Genomic DNA, 15,615 nt, shown 5'->3' with positions numbered 1-15,615 from the left:
GAGGACCGGAGTGGACGAACCGCTGGTGTTCGGGTTGTGTCGCCAGACGCATTGCCCGGTAGCTAAGTTCGGCACAGATAAGCGCTGAAAGCATCTAAGCGCGAAGCTGGCCCCGAGATGAGTCATCCCTAGAGCTTCGAGCTCTCTAAAGGGTTGTTCTAGACTAGAACGTTGATAGGCAGGGTGTGTAAGCGCTGTGAGGCGTTGAGCTAACCTGTACTAATTGCCCGTGAGGCTTAACCATACAACACCCAAGAGGTTTTGGGTTGGACTTAAAATAAGCCAGTTGATTGTGGCGAGAACGAACAGCTTTCTAGATTACCGAATTTGCTTGGCGACCATAGCGCTTTGGACCCACCTGACTCCATGCCGAACTCAGTAGTGAAACGAAGCAGCGCCGATGGTAGTGTGGGGTCTCCCCATGTGAGAGTAGGACATCGCCAGGCTTTGAATACAATTGATTAAAGCAAAGAGATATAAGTCTTTAGTCATACAGCATTGGTGCGGAGTGGTAGTTCAGTTGGTTAGAATACCGGCCTGTCACGCCGGGGGTCGCGGGTTCGAGTCCCGTCCACTCCGCCACTACTTAGAAGCCCTGCTAATTTTAGTAGGGTTTTTTTGTTATTGGCAGGTTCGCCCTGCGGGCGAATGAGTCCCGCAGGATGGCCTGCCCGTTGTCCGCAACTCCGGCCCTCCGCCACTATTTAGAAACCCTAGCTGAAAAGCTGGGGTTTTTTTGTTATTGGGCTTCTGGGAAAGATTTGCTTTATAAATAAGCGATCAAACGTCTGAAGAGTAATTGGTGGTGGTAATTTGTCGCGGGATCGCTACAATAGGCACCTATCTACAGGGGTATAGCTCCAATTGGCAGAGCAGCGGATTCCAAATCCGCGTGTTGGGGGTTCGAATCCCTCTACCCCTGCCACACATCAAAGCATCGACATTGTCGGTGCTTTTTTTGTATCTACTCTCTGTGGTAGCAACCACACCTCTAGGCTTTTTCTTCCTCCTGTTTCTTGTTCACATGTCGCGGTATGATGACTTTTTACCAATCGAAAGGAGCACCCAGTGGTAAGCATATTGTGGGTAGGGCTTGGTGGCGCATTAGGGGCATCCTCGCGTTTTCTCGTATCAGAGTGGAGCGTTGCGGTGCTTGGTCGTGCATTCCCATACGGCACCTTAATAGTAAATGTACTCGGGTCATTAGCGATGGGCGTCTTTTTAGCTGCGATGAGTCAAGAGGTGATTGCTCCGGTGCCTTGGCGCCAACTGGTTGCGATTGGTTTTTTGGGCGCATTTACTACCTTCTCGACCTTTTCAGTAGATACCTTGATGCTGTTCCAACATGGTGAAACAGTGAAAGCTTTGTTGAATGTGGGCCTCAATCTCGCGTTGTGCTTAAGTGCAGCCGCGATGGGCGCTTGGTTGCTAGCACGCATCACCGGTTAAGTGAAAACATCGTGTTACGTCGCTTGTTGTTGCGGCGGTGATTTCTTATACTGGCATTGAACTTGTCGGAGTGCCAATTGGCTGAGACCACATCAAGTGGGATCCGTTGAACCTGATCTGGTTAAGACCAGCGAAGGGAACAAGAGATGCATCAGATCACAGACCTTACGCGTCTGCCAGTTTGCTCACATCTCAATTCAGCGTTTTCCGGCAAGCATTAATTCCCATAATGAACACCGGAGTAATGCTATGTCGACCCGTAAACAGGCCCGTCTTGAGGCCAAATCCTTTATCGATTCCCTTTCTGCGCAAACCTACCCCAACTCGGAAAAAGTCTATGTCGAGGGATCGCGACCCGATATTCGCGTGGGCATGCGCGAGATCCATCTGTCTCCGACCTTAGTGGGTGGTAGTAAAGACAATCCGCATTACGAAGCCAATGAGTCCATTCGGGTTTATGACACATCAGGGCCTTATACTGACCCACAGAGTGCTATCGATATTTACCAAGGCTTAGCGCCACTGCGCAAAGCCTGGATTGATGAGCGTGCCGATACAGAGTTTCTTGATGCAGTGAGCTCAGACTATGCGCAGACTCGCCTCAGTGATGAAACCTTAGATGATCTTCGCTTTAGCGCCTTACCGCCTATCCGTCGGGCGAAACCTAACCAATGTGTGACCCAACTTCACTACGCACGCCAAGGCACTATCACCCCAGAGATGGAATTTATCGCTATCCGGGAAAACATGGGGCGTCAGCAGTATCGTGAAGAGCAGCTAAATCGCCAGCACCCAGGAGAAAGCTTTGGCGCGCATTTACCCTCAAACATCACTCCCGAATTTGTGCGCCAAGAAGTTGCTGAAGGGCGTGCGATTATTCCGGCCAACATTAACCACCCAGAAGCGGAGCCGATGATTATTGGGCGTAACTTTCTCGTGAAAGTGAATGCCAATATTGGTAACTCGGCGGTGAGCTCCTCCATTGAGGAAGAAACCGAAAAGTTGGTGTGGGCGACCCGTTGGGGCGCGGATACGGTGATGGATTTATCGACCGGACGCAATATCCACGAAACTCGCGAGTGGATTTTACGTAATAGCCCAGTCCCGATTGGCACTGTGCCTATGTATCAGGCGCTTGAGAAAGTGAATGGCGTTGCCGAAGACCTGACCTGGGAAGTGATGCGCGATACCTTGATAGAGCAAGCCGAGCAAGGGGTCGACTACTTTACCATTCACGCCGGGGTGCGTTTGCACTATGTGCCCATGACTGCTAATCGCGTGACTGGGATTGTCTCGCGTGGCGGGTCGATTATCGCCAAGTGGTGCTTGGCGCATCATCAAGAAAGCTTCCTCTATACCCATTTTCGTGAAATCTGCGAGATTTGTGTTGCCTATGATGTATCGCTGTCACTAGGCGATGGGTTACGTCCCGGCTCAGTAGCTGACGCGAACGACGAAGCCCAGTTCAGTGAGCTACGTACCCTGGGCGAGCTGACCAAGGTGGCATGGGAATACGATGTACAGGTGATGATTGAAGGCCCTGGCCATGTGCCCATGCACATGATCAAAGAGAATATGGACGAGCAGCTCATCCATTGCCACGAAGCGCCTTTTTATACCTTAGGCCCGCTGACTACCGATATTGCGCCTGGCTATGACCACATTACCTCCGGGATTGGTGCGGCGATGATTGGCTGGTTTGGGTGTGCGATGCTTTGCTATGTCACGCCCAAAGAGCATCTGGGTCTGCCCAATAAAGAGGATGTTAAAACCGGACTGATTACTTACAAGTTGTGCGCGCACGCCGCCGACTTAGCCAAAGGACATCCGGGCGCGCAGGTGCGAGATAACGCCATTTCCAAAGCGCGCTTTGAATTTCGCTGGGAAGATCAGTTTAACCTTGCATTAGATCCAGTGACGGCGCGTACTTATCACGATGAAACCCTGCCTCAAGAGTCGGGCAAGGTCGCGCATTTTTGCTCCATGTGTGGGCCAAAATTCTGCTCCATGAAGATCAGCCAAGAAGTCCGCGATTACGCCAAAGAAAATGGCTATGCCGCTGCGGGCGAAGCGATTGATGTCACCATGCTGGAAGACCCGTTAGCAGGCATGCAGCAAAAATCGCAAGAGTTTCGAGAAAAGGGCAGTGAGCTCTACCTGCAAAAATCTAATCATTCGCCACAACAAGGCGCTGAGGTAAGCGACAGCGATAAGGTGGAATCATGAGCCTGACCCCGTTTGCGCCTATGTCGGAAGGCATAGGCCCATTATATCCGGTGGTAGACGACGTGGATTTACTTGAACGCTTACTTTGCTTGGGCGTGAAAACCGTGCAACTGCGTGTGAAGCAGCCAGCCCATCCACAATTGGCAGACTGGGTACAGCGCGCGGTGGCATTGGGCCGCACGCACCATGCGCAGGTGTTTATCAACGATCACTGGCAGCTTGCGCTTGAAGCTGGCGCCTATGGCGTTCATCTGGGGCAGCAAGACTTACAAGAGGCGGACCTTGACCGGCTTGCGCGGCAAGGCGTGCGCCTAGGTGTATCGACGCGCAGTCCCGAACAGCTTGCCGCAGCGATTGCGCTCTCGCCCAGTTATCTTGCCATCGGCCATATTTTTCCCACCACCACCAAACAGCTCGCCGAGTCGCCGCAAGGCATTTCTGCGTTAGCACAGCAGGTGGCGACTGTGGATGGCCGTTTTCCGACGGTGGCGATTGGCGGTATTGATCTCAACCGAGCCCCTGACGTTTGGCGCACTGGCGTGGACGCCATTGCGGTGGTCCGTGCCGTGACGCAAGCGCCTGATTTAGCGGCGCGCATTGACGCATTTGACCGCTGTCTTAATCCATCAATACAACAAGGAGGGCGTGATGCTATCGGACAGTGAATACCTGCGTTATAGCCGGCAAATCATGCTGCCAGAAGTCGGAGAGAGCGGGCAGCAGGCACTTAGCAAGGCGCGCGTGTTGATGGTCGGTGCCGGTGGGCTTGGAACCACCGCGGGCCTCTATCTTGCAGGCGCTGGCGTGGGTCAGTTAGCGATTGCTGACTCGGACCACATTGAGCTATCTAACTTGGCGCGTCAGGTGGCGTATCGGGAGGCGCAAATCGGCACCGATAAAGCCGCGTCACTAGCCGCTAACTTGGTCGCGCTGAATCCACATTGCCAGTGCCGAGCCATCAATGCCTATCTAGAAGGTGAGCGTCTGGCGCTTGAAGTAGCGATGGCGGATGTGGTCCTTGACTGCAGTGATAATCTCGCCACTCGCCATGCAGTCAATCAAGCCTGTGTAGAGGCTGGTACGCCGTTGGTGAGCGCGGCAGCGATCGGTTGGCAAGGCCAGTTATTGGTTTATCAACCGCATAGCGCATGTTATGCGTGCGCCTTCGCAGACGTGACGCTTTCTGAACCCACACGCTGCGCTGAAGCTGGGGTAATGGGACCTGTGGTCGGCATGATGGCCACCGCGCAAGCGCTGGAAGGAATAAAGTTGTTATTAGGGCAGGCGGTCGAAACCAATCGCTTGTCACGACTGGATGGACAAACCATGACATGGCAGCACTTTTCGCTGCCCGTGGATCCGCATTGTGCGGTTTGTCAGCCAAAGCGGGAGGTAAGCGATGCAGTTAACCATTAATGACACGCCGACAGAGGTCAATGCCACAACTGTCGCGCAATTGATTGAGGAGATGAAGGTGCCGGCCGAATCAGTCGCAGTGGCGCTAAATCAGACCATTATTGCGCGTGATGCTTGGTCATCCACGTCACTCACCGCTGGCGATAGCTTGGCGGTCTTTCAAGCGATTGCCGGAGGATAATCATGTTAACCATTGCGGATACGACGTTTTCATCTCGGCTGTTAACCGGCACCGGCAAGTTTGCTAGTCGCAAGACCATGGCCGAGTCACTGGCGGCCAGTGGTACTGAACTGGTCACCATGGCGCTAAAGCGAGTCGATGTCCATGCCATACAAGATGATATTTTAACCCCGCTGCGCGAGCTAGGTGTGCACCTGCTGCCCAATACCTCGGGAGCGAAGAATGCGCAAGAAGCGGTCTTTGCCGCGCGTCTTGCCCGAGAAGCATTGGGAACGCACTGGGTGAAGTTGGAGATTCACCCCGACCCCAAATATTTGATGCCTGACCCGATTGAAACCCTTCAAGCGGCGAAAACCCTTGTGGATGAGGGGTTTGTGGTGCTGCCATATTGTCATGCTGATCCTGTGCTGTGTAAGCGCTTGGAAGAGGTGGGCTGCGCGGCGGTGATGCCCCTTGGGTCACCGATTGGCTCCAACCAAGGGCTGGCCTCAATGGCGTTTCTCGACATCATTATCGAGCAAGCCCGTGTGCCGGTGATCGTTGATGCCGGCATTGGCGCACCGTCAGATGCGGCGTTAGCGATGGAGAGGGGCGCCGATGCCGTCTTGGTTAATACCGCGATTGCCACCGCCGGCGATCCGATTGCCATGGGCGCGGCGTTTAAACAAGCGGTTGAAGCCGGACGATGTGCGTATCGCGCTAGGCTGGCGGGCTCAAATAATCACGCCCACGCTTCTAGCCCCTTAACCGCGTTTCTTGACGCTAAGGAGGCGTGATGAGTTTTTCTGAGCGGTGGGCAGCACTCGATTGGGATCATCATCGGCTTTCGATTTACAGCAAAACGCGCCAAGATGTCGAGCGGGCGCTGGCTAAATCCTCGCGTAATTTGGACGACTTCGCCGCCCTGATCAGTCCTGCCGCTGAAGGATATCTCGAGGCCATGGCTCAGCAATCTGCGGCGCTGACGCGGCAGCGGTTTGGCTACACCATGGGGTTTTATATTCCGCTGTATCTCTCCAATTTGTGCGCTAACGTGTGTACCTATTGCGGTTTTTCGATGGAAAACCGAATAAAACGGCGCACGCTGGATGAAGCCGAGATCGCCGCCGAGTGTGAAGCGATCAAAAAGATGGGCTTTGATAGTGTGCTCTTGGTGACCGGTGAGCATGAAACCAAGGTGGGGCTCGACTATTTTCTCCGCGCCTTACCGGTGGTGAAGCAATACTTTCATCATGTGGCGATGGAGGTGCAGCCGCTGGATACCGAGGCGTATCGCGCCTTGGTGGCACAAGGTGTGGATGCGGTGATGGTTTACCAAGAAACCTACCACGCTCCAACCTATGGGGAACACCACAAGCGCGGGAATAAAACCGACTTTCACTATCGGTTGCAAACCCCAGATAGGTTGGCACAAGCAGGGGTCGATAAGATTGGTCTCGGCGCATTAATTGGCCTTGAGGACTGGCGTACCGACAGCTTTTTTACCGCCCAGCATCTCGATTATCTGGAAAAGCAATACTGGCAAAGCCGCTATTCGCTATCTTTTCCACGCTTACGCCCTTGCGCGGGCGCCTTACAGCCGAAATCGGTGATGACCGACAAGCAACTGGTTCAGCTTATTTGTGCCTATCGGTTGTGGAATCCGCAGGTGGAGCTGTCGCTATCGACACGTGAGTCACCGCACTTTCGCGACAATGTGTTACCGCTTGGGGTCACGAGCTTATCCGCGGCGTCAAAAACCCAACCGGGCGGCTACGCGAACCCGGAGCCACAATTGGAGCAGTTTGCTATCAGTGATGAGCGCAGCGCGGCAGAGGTAGCCGCCAGCGTCCGTGCCCTCGGTTTTGAGGTGGTATGGAAAGATTGGGATAACATCTACGATATCGCGCGTCAGGTGCAAATGGCTTCACAAACGGCAGCGGGTTAGCGACAATGCGGGCATGAAACGTATTACTTTATATATGGGCCCGCGCTGTCCTCACTGTGAGGCGGCCAAAGCTTACTTGGATAAAAAGGGGCTGCGTTATCGTGTTGTCGATACGGCTACGCCCAAAGGCAAGAAGCTGCTGGCAGCAACAGGGTCGCGGGGTGTCCCGGTGATTTGCATTGGCGATACCACCTTGCGCGGCTTTTCGCCTAAAGCGGTCGAGAAAGCCCTGAAAGGGGAATAAAAAAAGCGTCCAATCGGACGCTTTTTGTTTTTCACACTCGGTGAAGACGCGACTTAACGGCTTAGCGGCGCTGTCGCTTGTTTTAACCAAGCTTGGTCTTGATCATCGAGGTGCGGGCTGACTTCATCCCACACGGTTTGATGATAGCGATTCCACCACTGAATTTCCGCCTCGCTGAGCAAGCTCACATCAACTAAACGACGATCGATCGGCGCACGCGTGAGTGAGGCAAACCCGAGCATCGTCATGTCGCCCTCGGTGGGCTTTTCTTCAATCAACTCGAGGTTTTCAATCCGGATCCCAAACGCCTCGGCGCGATAGTAGCCCGGCTCGTTTGACACCACCATACCCGGCAATAGCGCGACACTATTGGGCGCTTTGGAAATGCGCTGCGGACCTTCGTGCACGTCCAAGAAATGCCCGACACCATGACCGGTGCCATGGTCAAAATCATAGCCGTGTTGCCACAAATACTGGCGTGCTAAGGCATCAAGCTGGCTGCCTGAGGTGCCTTTCGGGAACAGCGCGGTGGCCAGCGCAATATGCCCTTTAAGCACCAGCGTGAAGGCCTTTTTGATCTCAGCGCTGCATTCGCCCACCGGCACGGTACGGGTAATGTCGGTGGTGCCGTCATAGTATTGGCCGCCTGAGTCGACTAAGTAGACGTTGTTGCTCTCAATCACGCTCGGTTTGGGCTGATTGTTGTGGTTATAGTGACACATGGCCGCATTGCCACCGGCGGCGGAAATGGTATCAAAGCTTAAGTCGACCAGTTGATCGTCTTGTTGGCGGAATTGATACAGGGTGTCTGCGAGCACGGCTTCATCAGGGCGTTCACCGGCGTCGACTTGACGGTCAAACCACGCCAAGAAGCGGGTCACGGCAACACCATCGCGCACGTGGCAGGCTTGCATACCGGCGATTTCTTGCGGGTTCTTGGCCGCTTTTTCAAGCGCACACGGGTCTTGCGCTTCCACCACGGTGACTTGCGCTTGTTGGAGGGTGTCCAGTGTCCAGGCATTGGCACCGTTTGGGTCGACCAATACACGTTGACCACTCAGCGCTTGCAGGGCATCAACCAGGCTATCAGGGTGCGCGACGCTCACGCCTTGGCCTACGTGAGCAGCAAAGCCTTCGGGGAGACGGTCAGGGTCGATAAACACCGTCACGTCACCGGATTGCTTGATAATCGCTTGGGTTAGCACCACCGGCAAACGTGGGATGTCGCGACCACGGATATTGAGCAGCCAACAGACGGCATCGGGTTGAGTGAGTACCGCGGCATCAAGATTCTGATCGGCTAACTGCTGTCCAATGGTTTGACGTTTATCCAAGCTGGCGCGGCCGGTTTTCTCTTCACCTAGTAAAATGGCAGGGCTATTAAGCGGGGCGGGGCGATCGTCCCACAGGCTTTCAATCGGATTTTGCTCAACACTTACCAGTGTCAAAGCGCCATCCAGCGTGCGTTGAGTGCGTTTGTACCAAGCGGCGCTATGCATGCGAGCGTCGATAGCCAGCTTAGCGCCCTTGGGCAATTGTTGTTGGGCCCATTGCACCGGTGGCTCATCAATCAGATGGCAGTAGTCAAACAGGCCGGCGGGGACTTGCTTACGGACTTGAACCACATAGCGGCCATCAACAAAAATCGCCGCCTTGTCGCGGGTGATCACCGCGGCGCCTGCTGATCCGGTAAAGCCGGTCGCCCAATGCAGGCGTTCGTTGTGCTCAGGCACATACTCACCGAGATATTCGTCTTCATGGGGGATGAGTAGGGCGTCATAGTCGTGTTGAGCCAGCCAGTGTCTTAGCTGCTCAATACGCTTAGTAAGGGTCGCGTCCATTATTCTTCCTTCTTTGTATAGGGTGAACTCGCCATGTTCGGCCACGCGTGAAAAGCCGGTGGGTTAGACCCTAGCGCGATTGGCAATAGGCTGCAATTTCGCTGGGCTAAATTGCTGACAGCGCGAAATAATCAAGGCTTTCAGCCATTGATGCCCTGGGTCATTTTCTTGATTTTGATGCCAAAACAAGGTGTACGCCATCGGCGGTATTGGCGTTGGTAACGGCCGTACCACCAAATTGAGCGATGCGGCAATATAATGCGCAAACTGGCTTGGTGAGGTAAACACCAGGTCGGTATAGGTACACAGGCTCGCCGCACTGTTGAAATCTGGCACGTACATGGCTATGTCACGCTCAATATTACGCTCTGCCAGTTTATAGTCCAACAGCCAGCGGTCATTCCCATCACACTTCACCTGTACATGTCGCAGTCCAAGGTAACGCGCTTCATCCCATGGCCCCTTGAGTGCAGGGTGATCGGCACGCATCAACACACACTGGTGATCTTGGCAAAGCTCTTGGTAGCGCACGCCTTTGGGCGGCATCATGGTCAACATGGCATCGGCGGGATTTAAGTCCTTGCCGGTGATACCAAAGTCGATATTGCCTCGCGCAAGCCCATCAAAGGTGGTTTGATCCCAAGCGGCGGTATTGAGTGTGATAGCTGGGGCCGCTTCTAGCATATCGCCAATAAACTGTGGCAGTAGCAATGGATAGGCGCTCTCGACGAGGGCAAAGCGAAAGCAGCGATCGCTTAAGTGCGGCTGAAAGTGATCTGGCTCGGTCATCGCCGCAACATCATTGAGTAAAGCGCGTAGTTTCGCTTGTAAGGCTTGCGCCCGAACCGTGGGTTTGAGCCCGTGGGCCGCTCGCGTAAAAAGTGGGTCGTTAAATTGCGCTCTTAGTCGGGCCAAATTTTTACTTACCGCCGATTGGCTTAAATGTAGGCGTTTCGCCGTGCCCGTGACATTGCACTCTTCCAACAATACATGTAGGCACACCAATAAATTGAGGTCGGTGCGCTGCAGCTGATCCAAATCCATTGCTGGTATTCTCCTTTGGAATATCTGCTTTTACTATAAACCATTATGGTTCATATCGTGAAACCACTATACTGCGTGCCTGTATAGAGGAGTAACCAATGACACACACTGATTCACCGACATCGAATCGTTTGCTGGTCGCCTTAATGGTGCTACTGGTGCTGTTTAGTCCGATGGCGATTGATATTTACCTGCCTGCATTACCGTATATGGCCGGTGACTTTAATGTGAGCCCAACGTTGGCGCAAGATACCGTCACTTGGTTTATGTTTAGTTTGGGTTTGGGCCAGCTGTTTGCGGGGCCATTGGCTGACCGTTTTGGTCGTAAGCCTGTCGCGATCATTGGTATTTCGCTATACGGCCTTAGCTCATTGATGGCGTGGCTCGCGACCTCGATGGATATGATGCTGGTGGCGCGTTTGCTACAGGGTTTTGGCGCGTGTGCGACTTCCGTGTGTGCATTTGCAGCGGTGCGTGACCGATTCGGTGCTGAGCGCAGCGGCCACATGATTAGCTACTTAAATGGCGCGATTTGCTTTGTGCCTGCCTTGGCGCCACTGTTAGGAAGCTGGCTGACACAAATGTTTGATTGGCGGGCTAATTTTAGTTTTATGCTAGGTTATGCGGCATTGGGTTTGGTCTTGGTTAGCGTGTTTTTGCCTGAGACGCGCCCGACACACACAGATAACTCTGGGCGCTTATTCAGCTTACGTCGGTATTGGCAAGTGCTACGCGTGCCAACATTTACCTACCACATCATTCTTTGCATGCTGGCGATGGCGGTGATCTTAGCGTATGTCACCTCTGCGCCTGTATTGCTGATGGACAGGTACGGTATTTCCATGAATAGCTTCACCTTTTGGTTTGGCGCCAACGCGGCATTAAACATTGCCGCAGCGATGTTGGCGCCACGCTATATGCAACAATTTGGCAGCCGCCGCGCGCTCAATATTGGCTTGATGATGCTGGTGGGCTCTGGTGGATTAATGCTGGCACTCAGCCCTATTGCTGCCCCTTGGGCCTTTATGTTGCCGATTTTCACCTCGTCATTCGGCTTTGCCTGGGTGCTGGGCGCATCAGCGGGTGCGGCATTGGCGCCATTTTCTGACCGGGCGGGCACGGCGGCAGCCTTGTTGGGGCTGTTCCAAATGAGTGGCGCTGGCCTTTTAGTCAGCTTAACCCAGCGCTTGGGATTATCGGCCAGTGATCTGATGACAGTGCATATGTGGCTATTGTTGCCTGGGCTACTGATTTTGTGGTCGCCGAAAGGTAAGCAATGGCATGCGAAAGCGGTAAGAGATTAAATAATCAGTAAAAACAACCGTTCAGTTGGCAAATAATAATAAGACGTGCAAAACGCTGGGGTCTCGACAACCCATCATCCCTTTTCGCTGGCTTCGGCCAGCGTTTTTTTATTTTGCTAAAAGCCCCAAGTTAAGAGTATATTTACTAAGCAAACCGAATTAATGCTCATTCCTTTTCGTTTTATATCCAAAGGTCAGTTACACACTATGTCATTATCGACAATCGAAATGGCGCGCGTCCTTGAGCAACTTGAGGAATCGCCCGAGAAAATCATGTTTGGCAAATTGCTGGCAGAATTAGGTAGCCAAAGTGAAGAGCGTGTACGTAGCGCCGCTCATCAGGTGCCACTGAAATATTTACACGAACTGGTTTATCAATTTAATCAGGTAATTGAAGAGCGCCGTTCTGAGCGTATTGAAGAAATCACCCAAGGCTTGGCGCAAGATGGTTTATCTGCTGACGAGCTTTATGAGTATATAATCCAACGCAAGATGGGCTGATCGCCGCCCATCACTCATAGGGATAAAGATGACAGAGCGGCGTGTGGCGCCAGGAGCGTTAGGTACTCGCCGCTGGCTGTTTGCTTTTTTTGGGTTTGCGTTGCTGAATCAGCAGACCCACGACAATAAAGCTAAGACCGATTAGGGTGCTGATATGGATTGTCTCACCAATAATGGTGGCCAATAGCATCAAGGAAATAAATGGCGAGATAAATATCAGATTGCTGATCCGAGAGGCATTCTGGGTATATTTCATCGCGCTCAGCCACAGCATAAATGTTATCCCCATTTCAAAAAGCCCCACATAGCTCACCGCTAGCCAGCCTTGCCATGGGATACCGCTCCAAGATGCTGTTATCCCCGCCAATAATAAAGATGCAGGTAATGACAGCATAAAGCTCAACAGAATGCCGAGCACAGGGTCGGCAGGGTTTTTAGTGTTTAGTACCCAAAACCCTGCCCACAATAGCGTGGAGAGCAACGCGAGCCCAATGCCAAGCGGACTATCGAACTGAAGCGATAAAAGCTGGCCCTTTGTAGCGATCACTACCACTCCAAAATAGCCCAACGCTGCCGCAATCCAATCTTGGCGACGAATGGTTTGGCCGAGAAATACCGCTGCCATTAAGGTCAAGGTAATGGCCCAGCTGTAATTTAATGGTTGGGCCAAAGAGGCAGGAAGAAGATCATAGGCTTTGAAAAGAACCAAATAATAAATCAAAGGGTTAATCATCCCCAGTAGGCAATAATAGCCAGGTCGACGACGAAAAGTGGGCCAAAGTGCCGATAGCTTGCCTTGCACCGCGGCAATAGCGGTCAATACCAGTACAGAGACCACGCTGGCAGCGGCCAGCATTTGAATCGGGGTCATGTAGCTTAAGGTAATTTTGAATGCGGTCGCGACCGTTGACCACAATAGCACTGCAGATAATCCAAATATCAGTGCTTTACGTTCATTATGCATACTGCCTCCCTGCAAATCTGCCTTTTAAGCTAGGCAGTCTACGGTATTCGTACGCACCGAGATAGACTGGACATCTATCCAGTATCCCATTAGCCTTGCTGACATTGATGACCGCACAATAGAGAACCCATTATGCTTTCTGGCCTGTCATTACCGACGTTAGCTATTCTCACATTCTGTTTTGGCGTGATCAGTGCCGCCGGGTTGAGTTATTGGCTGCATCGACGCGTGGTCGCTCAGTATCAACATTGGTTTGATACCCAATATGCGCAACAGCAGTCAACGGCTGATATACAGCAACAACAGCTTCATCAGCAACTGGAGCAGCAACAACAAGAGCTAGACAGCTTAGATGTAGAGCGCGATCGTCTGACACAAGAGCTGCGCCAGTATTACGGCAAATTAACCTCCGCGAGTGAGAAGTTGCGTCAATTGGAACAATTGCGCCAAGACAATCAAACGTTGACCCACAAACTTGATGCGGTGCGAGAGGAAAAGTCTGAGCTGCTCGCTGAGCTGCGCGAGGTCAAAGCCAGCGCGGAGCAACAACTCAATGCCGCGAAAGAAAAGCACGCCTTATTGGAAAATGCGGAGGAAAGGCTGCGTACCCAATTTGAGCAGCTGGCCAACCAGGTATTTGAGCAAAAGGTCCATTCCGTTGATGAGCAAAACAAGATGAGCTTAGAGAGCTTACTTGGACCACTTAAGTCGCAGTTGGAAGGGTTTAAAAAGCAAGTCACTGACAGCTTTGGTGAGCAAGCCAAAGAACGTCACACCCTGATCCATGAAATCAAAAACCTCCAGCAACTGAATGCGGACATGACGCGGGAAGCGCATAACCTAACTCAAGCGCTTAAAGGTGATAACAAGCAACAGGGCAACTGGGGCGAAGTGGTGTTGGCGCGTATTTTGGAAGAGTCCGGCTTGCGTGAAGGGCGTGAGTATCAAACCCAGGTGAGCTTTGAAAACGAGCAAGGCAAGCGCTACCAGCCCGATGTGGTGGTGAAATTACCCCAAGATAAAGACGTGGTGATAGATGCCAAAATGGCGCTGGTTGCGTATGAACGCTACTACAACGCAGACACTTTGGTTGAGCAAGATGCAGCATTAAAAGAGCATGTCCAAGCCATTCGCCAGCATATTCGTGGCTTGGGACGCAAAGACTATCATCAGCTTCATGGTGTGCGTTCACTGGATTATGTGTTGATGTTCATTCCGGTGGAGCCAGCTTTCCAAGTGGCCGTGGAAGCCGATGCCAGCCTGATCCGTGAGGCGATGGATAATAATATTATGTTGGTCAGTCCCACCACTTTGCTGGTGGCACTACGCACCATCAATAACTTATGGCGTTATGAATACCAAAACCAAAATGCCAAACAGATTGCCGAAAAAGCGAGCAAGCTCTACGACAAGGTGCGGCTGTTTGTCAGTGATATGGAAGCGTTGGGTAATGCGTTGGGTAAAGCCAGTGACAGTTATCAAGGGGCGATGAACAAACTTAGCCAAGGCCGCGGTAATATTATTCGCCAAGCAGAGGGGTTTAAAGCGCTGGGCGTGGAGGTGAAACGGGACATCAGCCCGTCGCTGGCCAGTGTTGCCACCGACCCTGCGCCTGATGAGCCTCTTAATCTTACACAGGCAGAGCGGGACGCAAATCCGCAAGAATCATAATAAACTTGGTCGTACGCTTGGAGTCGGGATGGGCGATAAAGTAAACTGGGGCCAATACGTTAGGGGAATAAAATGACAGATAAAAACGCGCACCAGGATCAAGAGACGATCGATTTTGGCTACCAACAAGTGAAACGCCAAGAAAAAGAAAGCCTCGTGGCCAATGTGTTTCATTCGGTGGCTGCAAAATATGATCTGATGAACGATGTGATGTCGATGGGCATTCACCGTATCTGGAAACGCTTTACCATTGACTGCAGTGGTGTCCGCCCTGGGCAAAAAGTGCTCGACTTAGCCGGTGGTACGGGCGATCTCACCGCAAAATTCTCGCGTCTTGTCGGCGAGCGTGGTGAAGTCGTACTCGCCGACATTAATAACTCAATGCTCAAAGTGGGCCGCGATAAACTGCGTGATAAAGGCATTGTCGGCAATGTGAGCTACGTACAAGCCAATGCAGAAGCGCTGCCATTCCCTGATGACCACTTTGATTGCATTACCATCGCCTTTGGGCTGCGTAACGTGACGGATAAAGATGCGGCCTTGCGTTCGATGTTCCGTGTGCTTAAACCTGGTGGGCGTTTATTGGTGTTGGAATTCTCCAAACCCGTTGCCGAGCCGTTGTCAAAAGTCTACGACGCCTACTCTTTCCATGTATTGCCCAAAATGGGGCAACTGATTGTTAACGATCCAGACAGCTACCGCTATTTGGCCGAATCGATTCGCATGCACCCTGATCAAGAAACCTTAAAAGGAATGATGGAGCAAGCCGGTTTTGAACAAACCAGCTACTACAACCTGACGGGTGGGATCGTGGCGCTGCACCGTGGATATAAATTCTAAGGAGCCA

General features: G+C 52.4%; 15 protein-coding genes, 2 tRNA genes, 2 rRNA genes and 1 riboswitch. Of the genes, 16 read left to right on the top strand and 3 right to left on the bottom strand.

Annotated features, from left to right (window positions below; translation table 11 throughout):
* The 12 genes from WN56_RS08385 to WN56_RS08330 all read left to right on the top strand — a co-directional run.
* Positions 1-244 (top strand): 23S ribosomal RNA (locus tag WN56_RS08385); the annotation flags it as partial.
* Positions 245-330: 86 nt separating this feature from the next.
* A 5S ribosomal RNA gene (gene rrf / locus WN56_RS08380) occupies positions 331-446 on the top strand.
* A 59-nt stretch (positions 447-505) separates the two neighbouring features.
* A tRNA-Asp gene (locus WN56_RS08375) sits at positions 506-582 on the top strand.
* Positions 583-848: 266 nt separating this feature from the next.
* Positions 849-925 (top strand) — tRNA-Trp (locus WN56_RS08370).
* 143 nt (positions 926-1,068) lie between these two features.
* Entirely contained in the window at positions 1,069-1,449 is a 381-nt protein-coding gene (gene crcB, locus WN56_RS08365; RefSeq protein WP_046074607.1) for a fluoride efflux transporter CrcB, read from the top strand.
* A gap of 56 nt (positions 1,450-1,505) precedes the next feature.
* Positions 1,506-1,605, top strand: a riboswitch (TPP riboswitch).
* Between the two features lie 93 nt (positions 1,606-1,698).
* Positions 1,699-3,675 carry a phosphomethylpyrimidine synthase ThiC gene (gene thiC / locus WN56_RS08360; RefSeq protein ID WP_046074606.1) on the top strand — a complete coding sequence of 659 codons (1,977 nt, stop codon included), beginning with the start codon at positions 1,699-1,701 and terminating at the stop codon, positions 3,673-3,675.
* Positions 3,672-4,340: a thiamine phosphate synthase gene (gene thiE / locus WN56_RS08355; protein ID WP_046074605.1), complete on the top strand. Its 669-nt coding sequence runs from the start codon at positions 3,672-3,674 to the stop codon at positions 4,338-4,340. The genes thiC and thiE overlap by 4 nt, the downstream gene beginning before the upstream one ends.
* Positions 4,324-5,091 carry a HesA/MoeB/ThiF family protein gene (locus WN56_RS08350; protein ID WP_046074604.1) on the top strand — a complete coding sequence of 256 codons (768 nt, stop codon included), beginning with the start codon at positions 4,324-4,326 and terminating at the stop codon, positions 5,089-5,091. The genes thiE and WN56_RS08350 overlap by 17 nt, the downstream gene beginning before the upstream one ends.
* Complete coding sequence (thiS, locus tag WN56_RS08345; RefSeq protein WP_046074603.1) at positions 5,075-5,272, top strand: sulfur carrier protein ThiS; 198 nt, start codon at positions 5,075-5,077, stop codon at positions 5,270-5,272. The genes WN56_RS08350 and thiS overlap by 17 nt, the downstream gene beginning before the upstream one ends.
* A gap of 2 nt (positions 5,273-5,274) precedes the next feature.
* Entirely contained in the window at positions 5,275-6,048 is a 774-nt protein-coding gene (locus WN56_RS08340; protein WP_046074602.1) for a thiazole synthase, read from the top strand.
* Positions 6,048-7,199 carry a 2-iminoacetate synthase ThiH gene (gene thiH / locus WN56_RS08335; protein ID WP_046074601.1) on the top strand — a complete coding sequence of 384 codons (1,152 nt, stop codon included), beginning with the start codon at positions 6,048-6,050 and terminating at the stop codon, positions 7,197-7,199. Before WN56_RS08340 ends, thiH begins: the two co-directional genes overlap by 1 nt.
* A 13-nt stretch (positions 7,200-7,212) precedes the next feature.
* The gene (locus tag WN56_RS08330) at positions 7,213-7,443 is read left to right on the top strand and encodes a glutaredoxin family protein (RefSeq protein WP_046074600.1); all 231 of its coding nucleotides are present in this window, start codon (positions 7,213-7,215) and stop codon (positions 7,441-7,443) included.
* Between the two features lie 53 nt (positions 7,444-7,496).
* Here WN56_RS08330 and WN56_RS08325 read toward each other — a convergent pair whose 3' ends face one another.
* Both WN56_RS08325 and WN56_RS08320 read right to left on the bottom strand, forming a co-directional pair.
* Entirely contained in the window at positions 7,497-9,284 is a 1,788-nt protein-coding gene (locus WN56_RS08325; protein WP_046074599.1) for an aminopeptidase P family protein, read from the bottom strand.
* Between the two features lie 63 nt (positions 9,285-9,347).
* Positions 9,348-10,328 (bottom strand): LysR family transcriptional regulator, encoded by a 981-nt coding sequence (locus tag WN56_RS08320; protein WP_046074598.1) that lies wholly within the window; start codon positions 10,326-10,328, stop codon positions 9,348-9,350.
* A 98-nt stretch (positions 10,329-10,426) separates the two neighbouring features.
* Here WN56_RS08320 and WN56_RS08315 point away from each other — a divergent pair, with 98 nt between their 5' ends.
* Positions 10,427-11,632, top strand: a complete 1,206-nt coding sequence (locus tag WN56_RS08315) for a multidrug effflux MFS transporter (protein ID WP_046074597.1) — start codon at positions 10,427-10,429, stop codon at positions 11,630-11,632.
* A gap of 207 nt (positions 11,633-11,839) precedes the next feature.
* Positions 11,840-12,133: a hypothetical protein gene (locus tag WN56_RS08310; RefSeq protein WP_046074614.1), complete on the top strand. Its 294-nt coding sequence runs from the start codon at positions 11,840-11,842 to the stop codon at positions 12,131-12,133.
* Positions 12,134-12,191: 58 nt separating this feature from the next.
* Here WN56_RS08310 and WN56_RS08305 read toward each other — a convergent pair whose 3' ends face one another.
* Entirely contained in the window at positions 12,192-13,097 is a 906-nt protein-coding gene (locus WN56_RS08305) for a DMT family transporter (RefSeq protein WP_046074596.1), read from the bottom strand.
* A gap of 132 nt (positions 13,098-13,229) precedes the next feature.
* Here WN56_RS08305 and rmuC point away from each other — a divergent pair, with 132 nt between their 5' ends.
* Together rmuC and ubiE are read left to right on the top strand one after the other, a co-directional pair.
* Positions 13,230-14,768 carry a DNA recombination protein RmuC gene (gene rmuC / locus WN56_RS08300; RefSeq protein ID WP_046074595.1) on the top strand — a complete coding sequence of 513 codons (1,539 nt, stop codon included), beginning with the start codon at positions 13,230-13,232 and terminating at the stop codon, positions 14,766-14,768.
* A gap of 72 nt (positions 14,769-14,840) precedes the next feature.
* Positions 14,841-15,608 (top strand): bifunctional demethylmenaquinone methyltransferase/2-methoxy-6-polyprenyl-1,4-benzoquinol methylase UbiE, encoded by a 768-nt coding sequence (ubiE, locus tag WN56_RS08295; protein WP_046074594.1) that lies wholly within the window; start codon positions 14,841-14,843, stop codon positions 15,606-15,608.
* Positions 15,609-15,615: the final 7 nt, after the last annotated feature.

This window comes from Salinivibrio sp. KP-1, assembly GCF_000968645.1.
In the GTDB taxonomy this organism is placed as follows: Bacteria; Pseudomonadota; Gammaproteobacteria; order Enterobacterales; family Vibrionaceae; genus Salinivibrio; species Salinivibrio siamensis.
The sequence above is the reverse complement of the archived record's forward strand: the minus strand, read 5'-3'. Positions and strand labels throughout refer to the sequence as shown.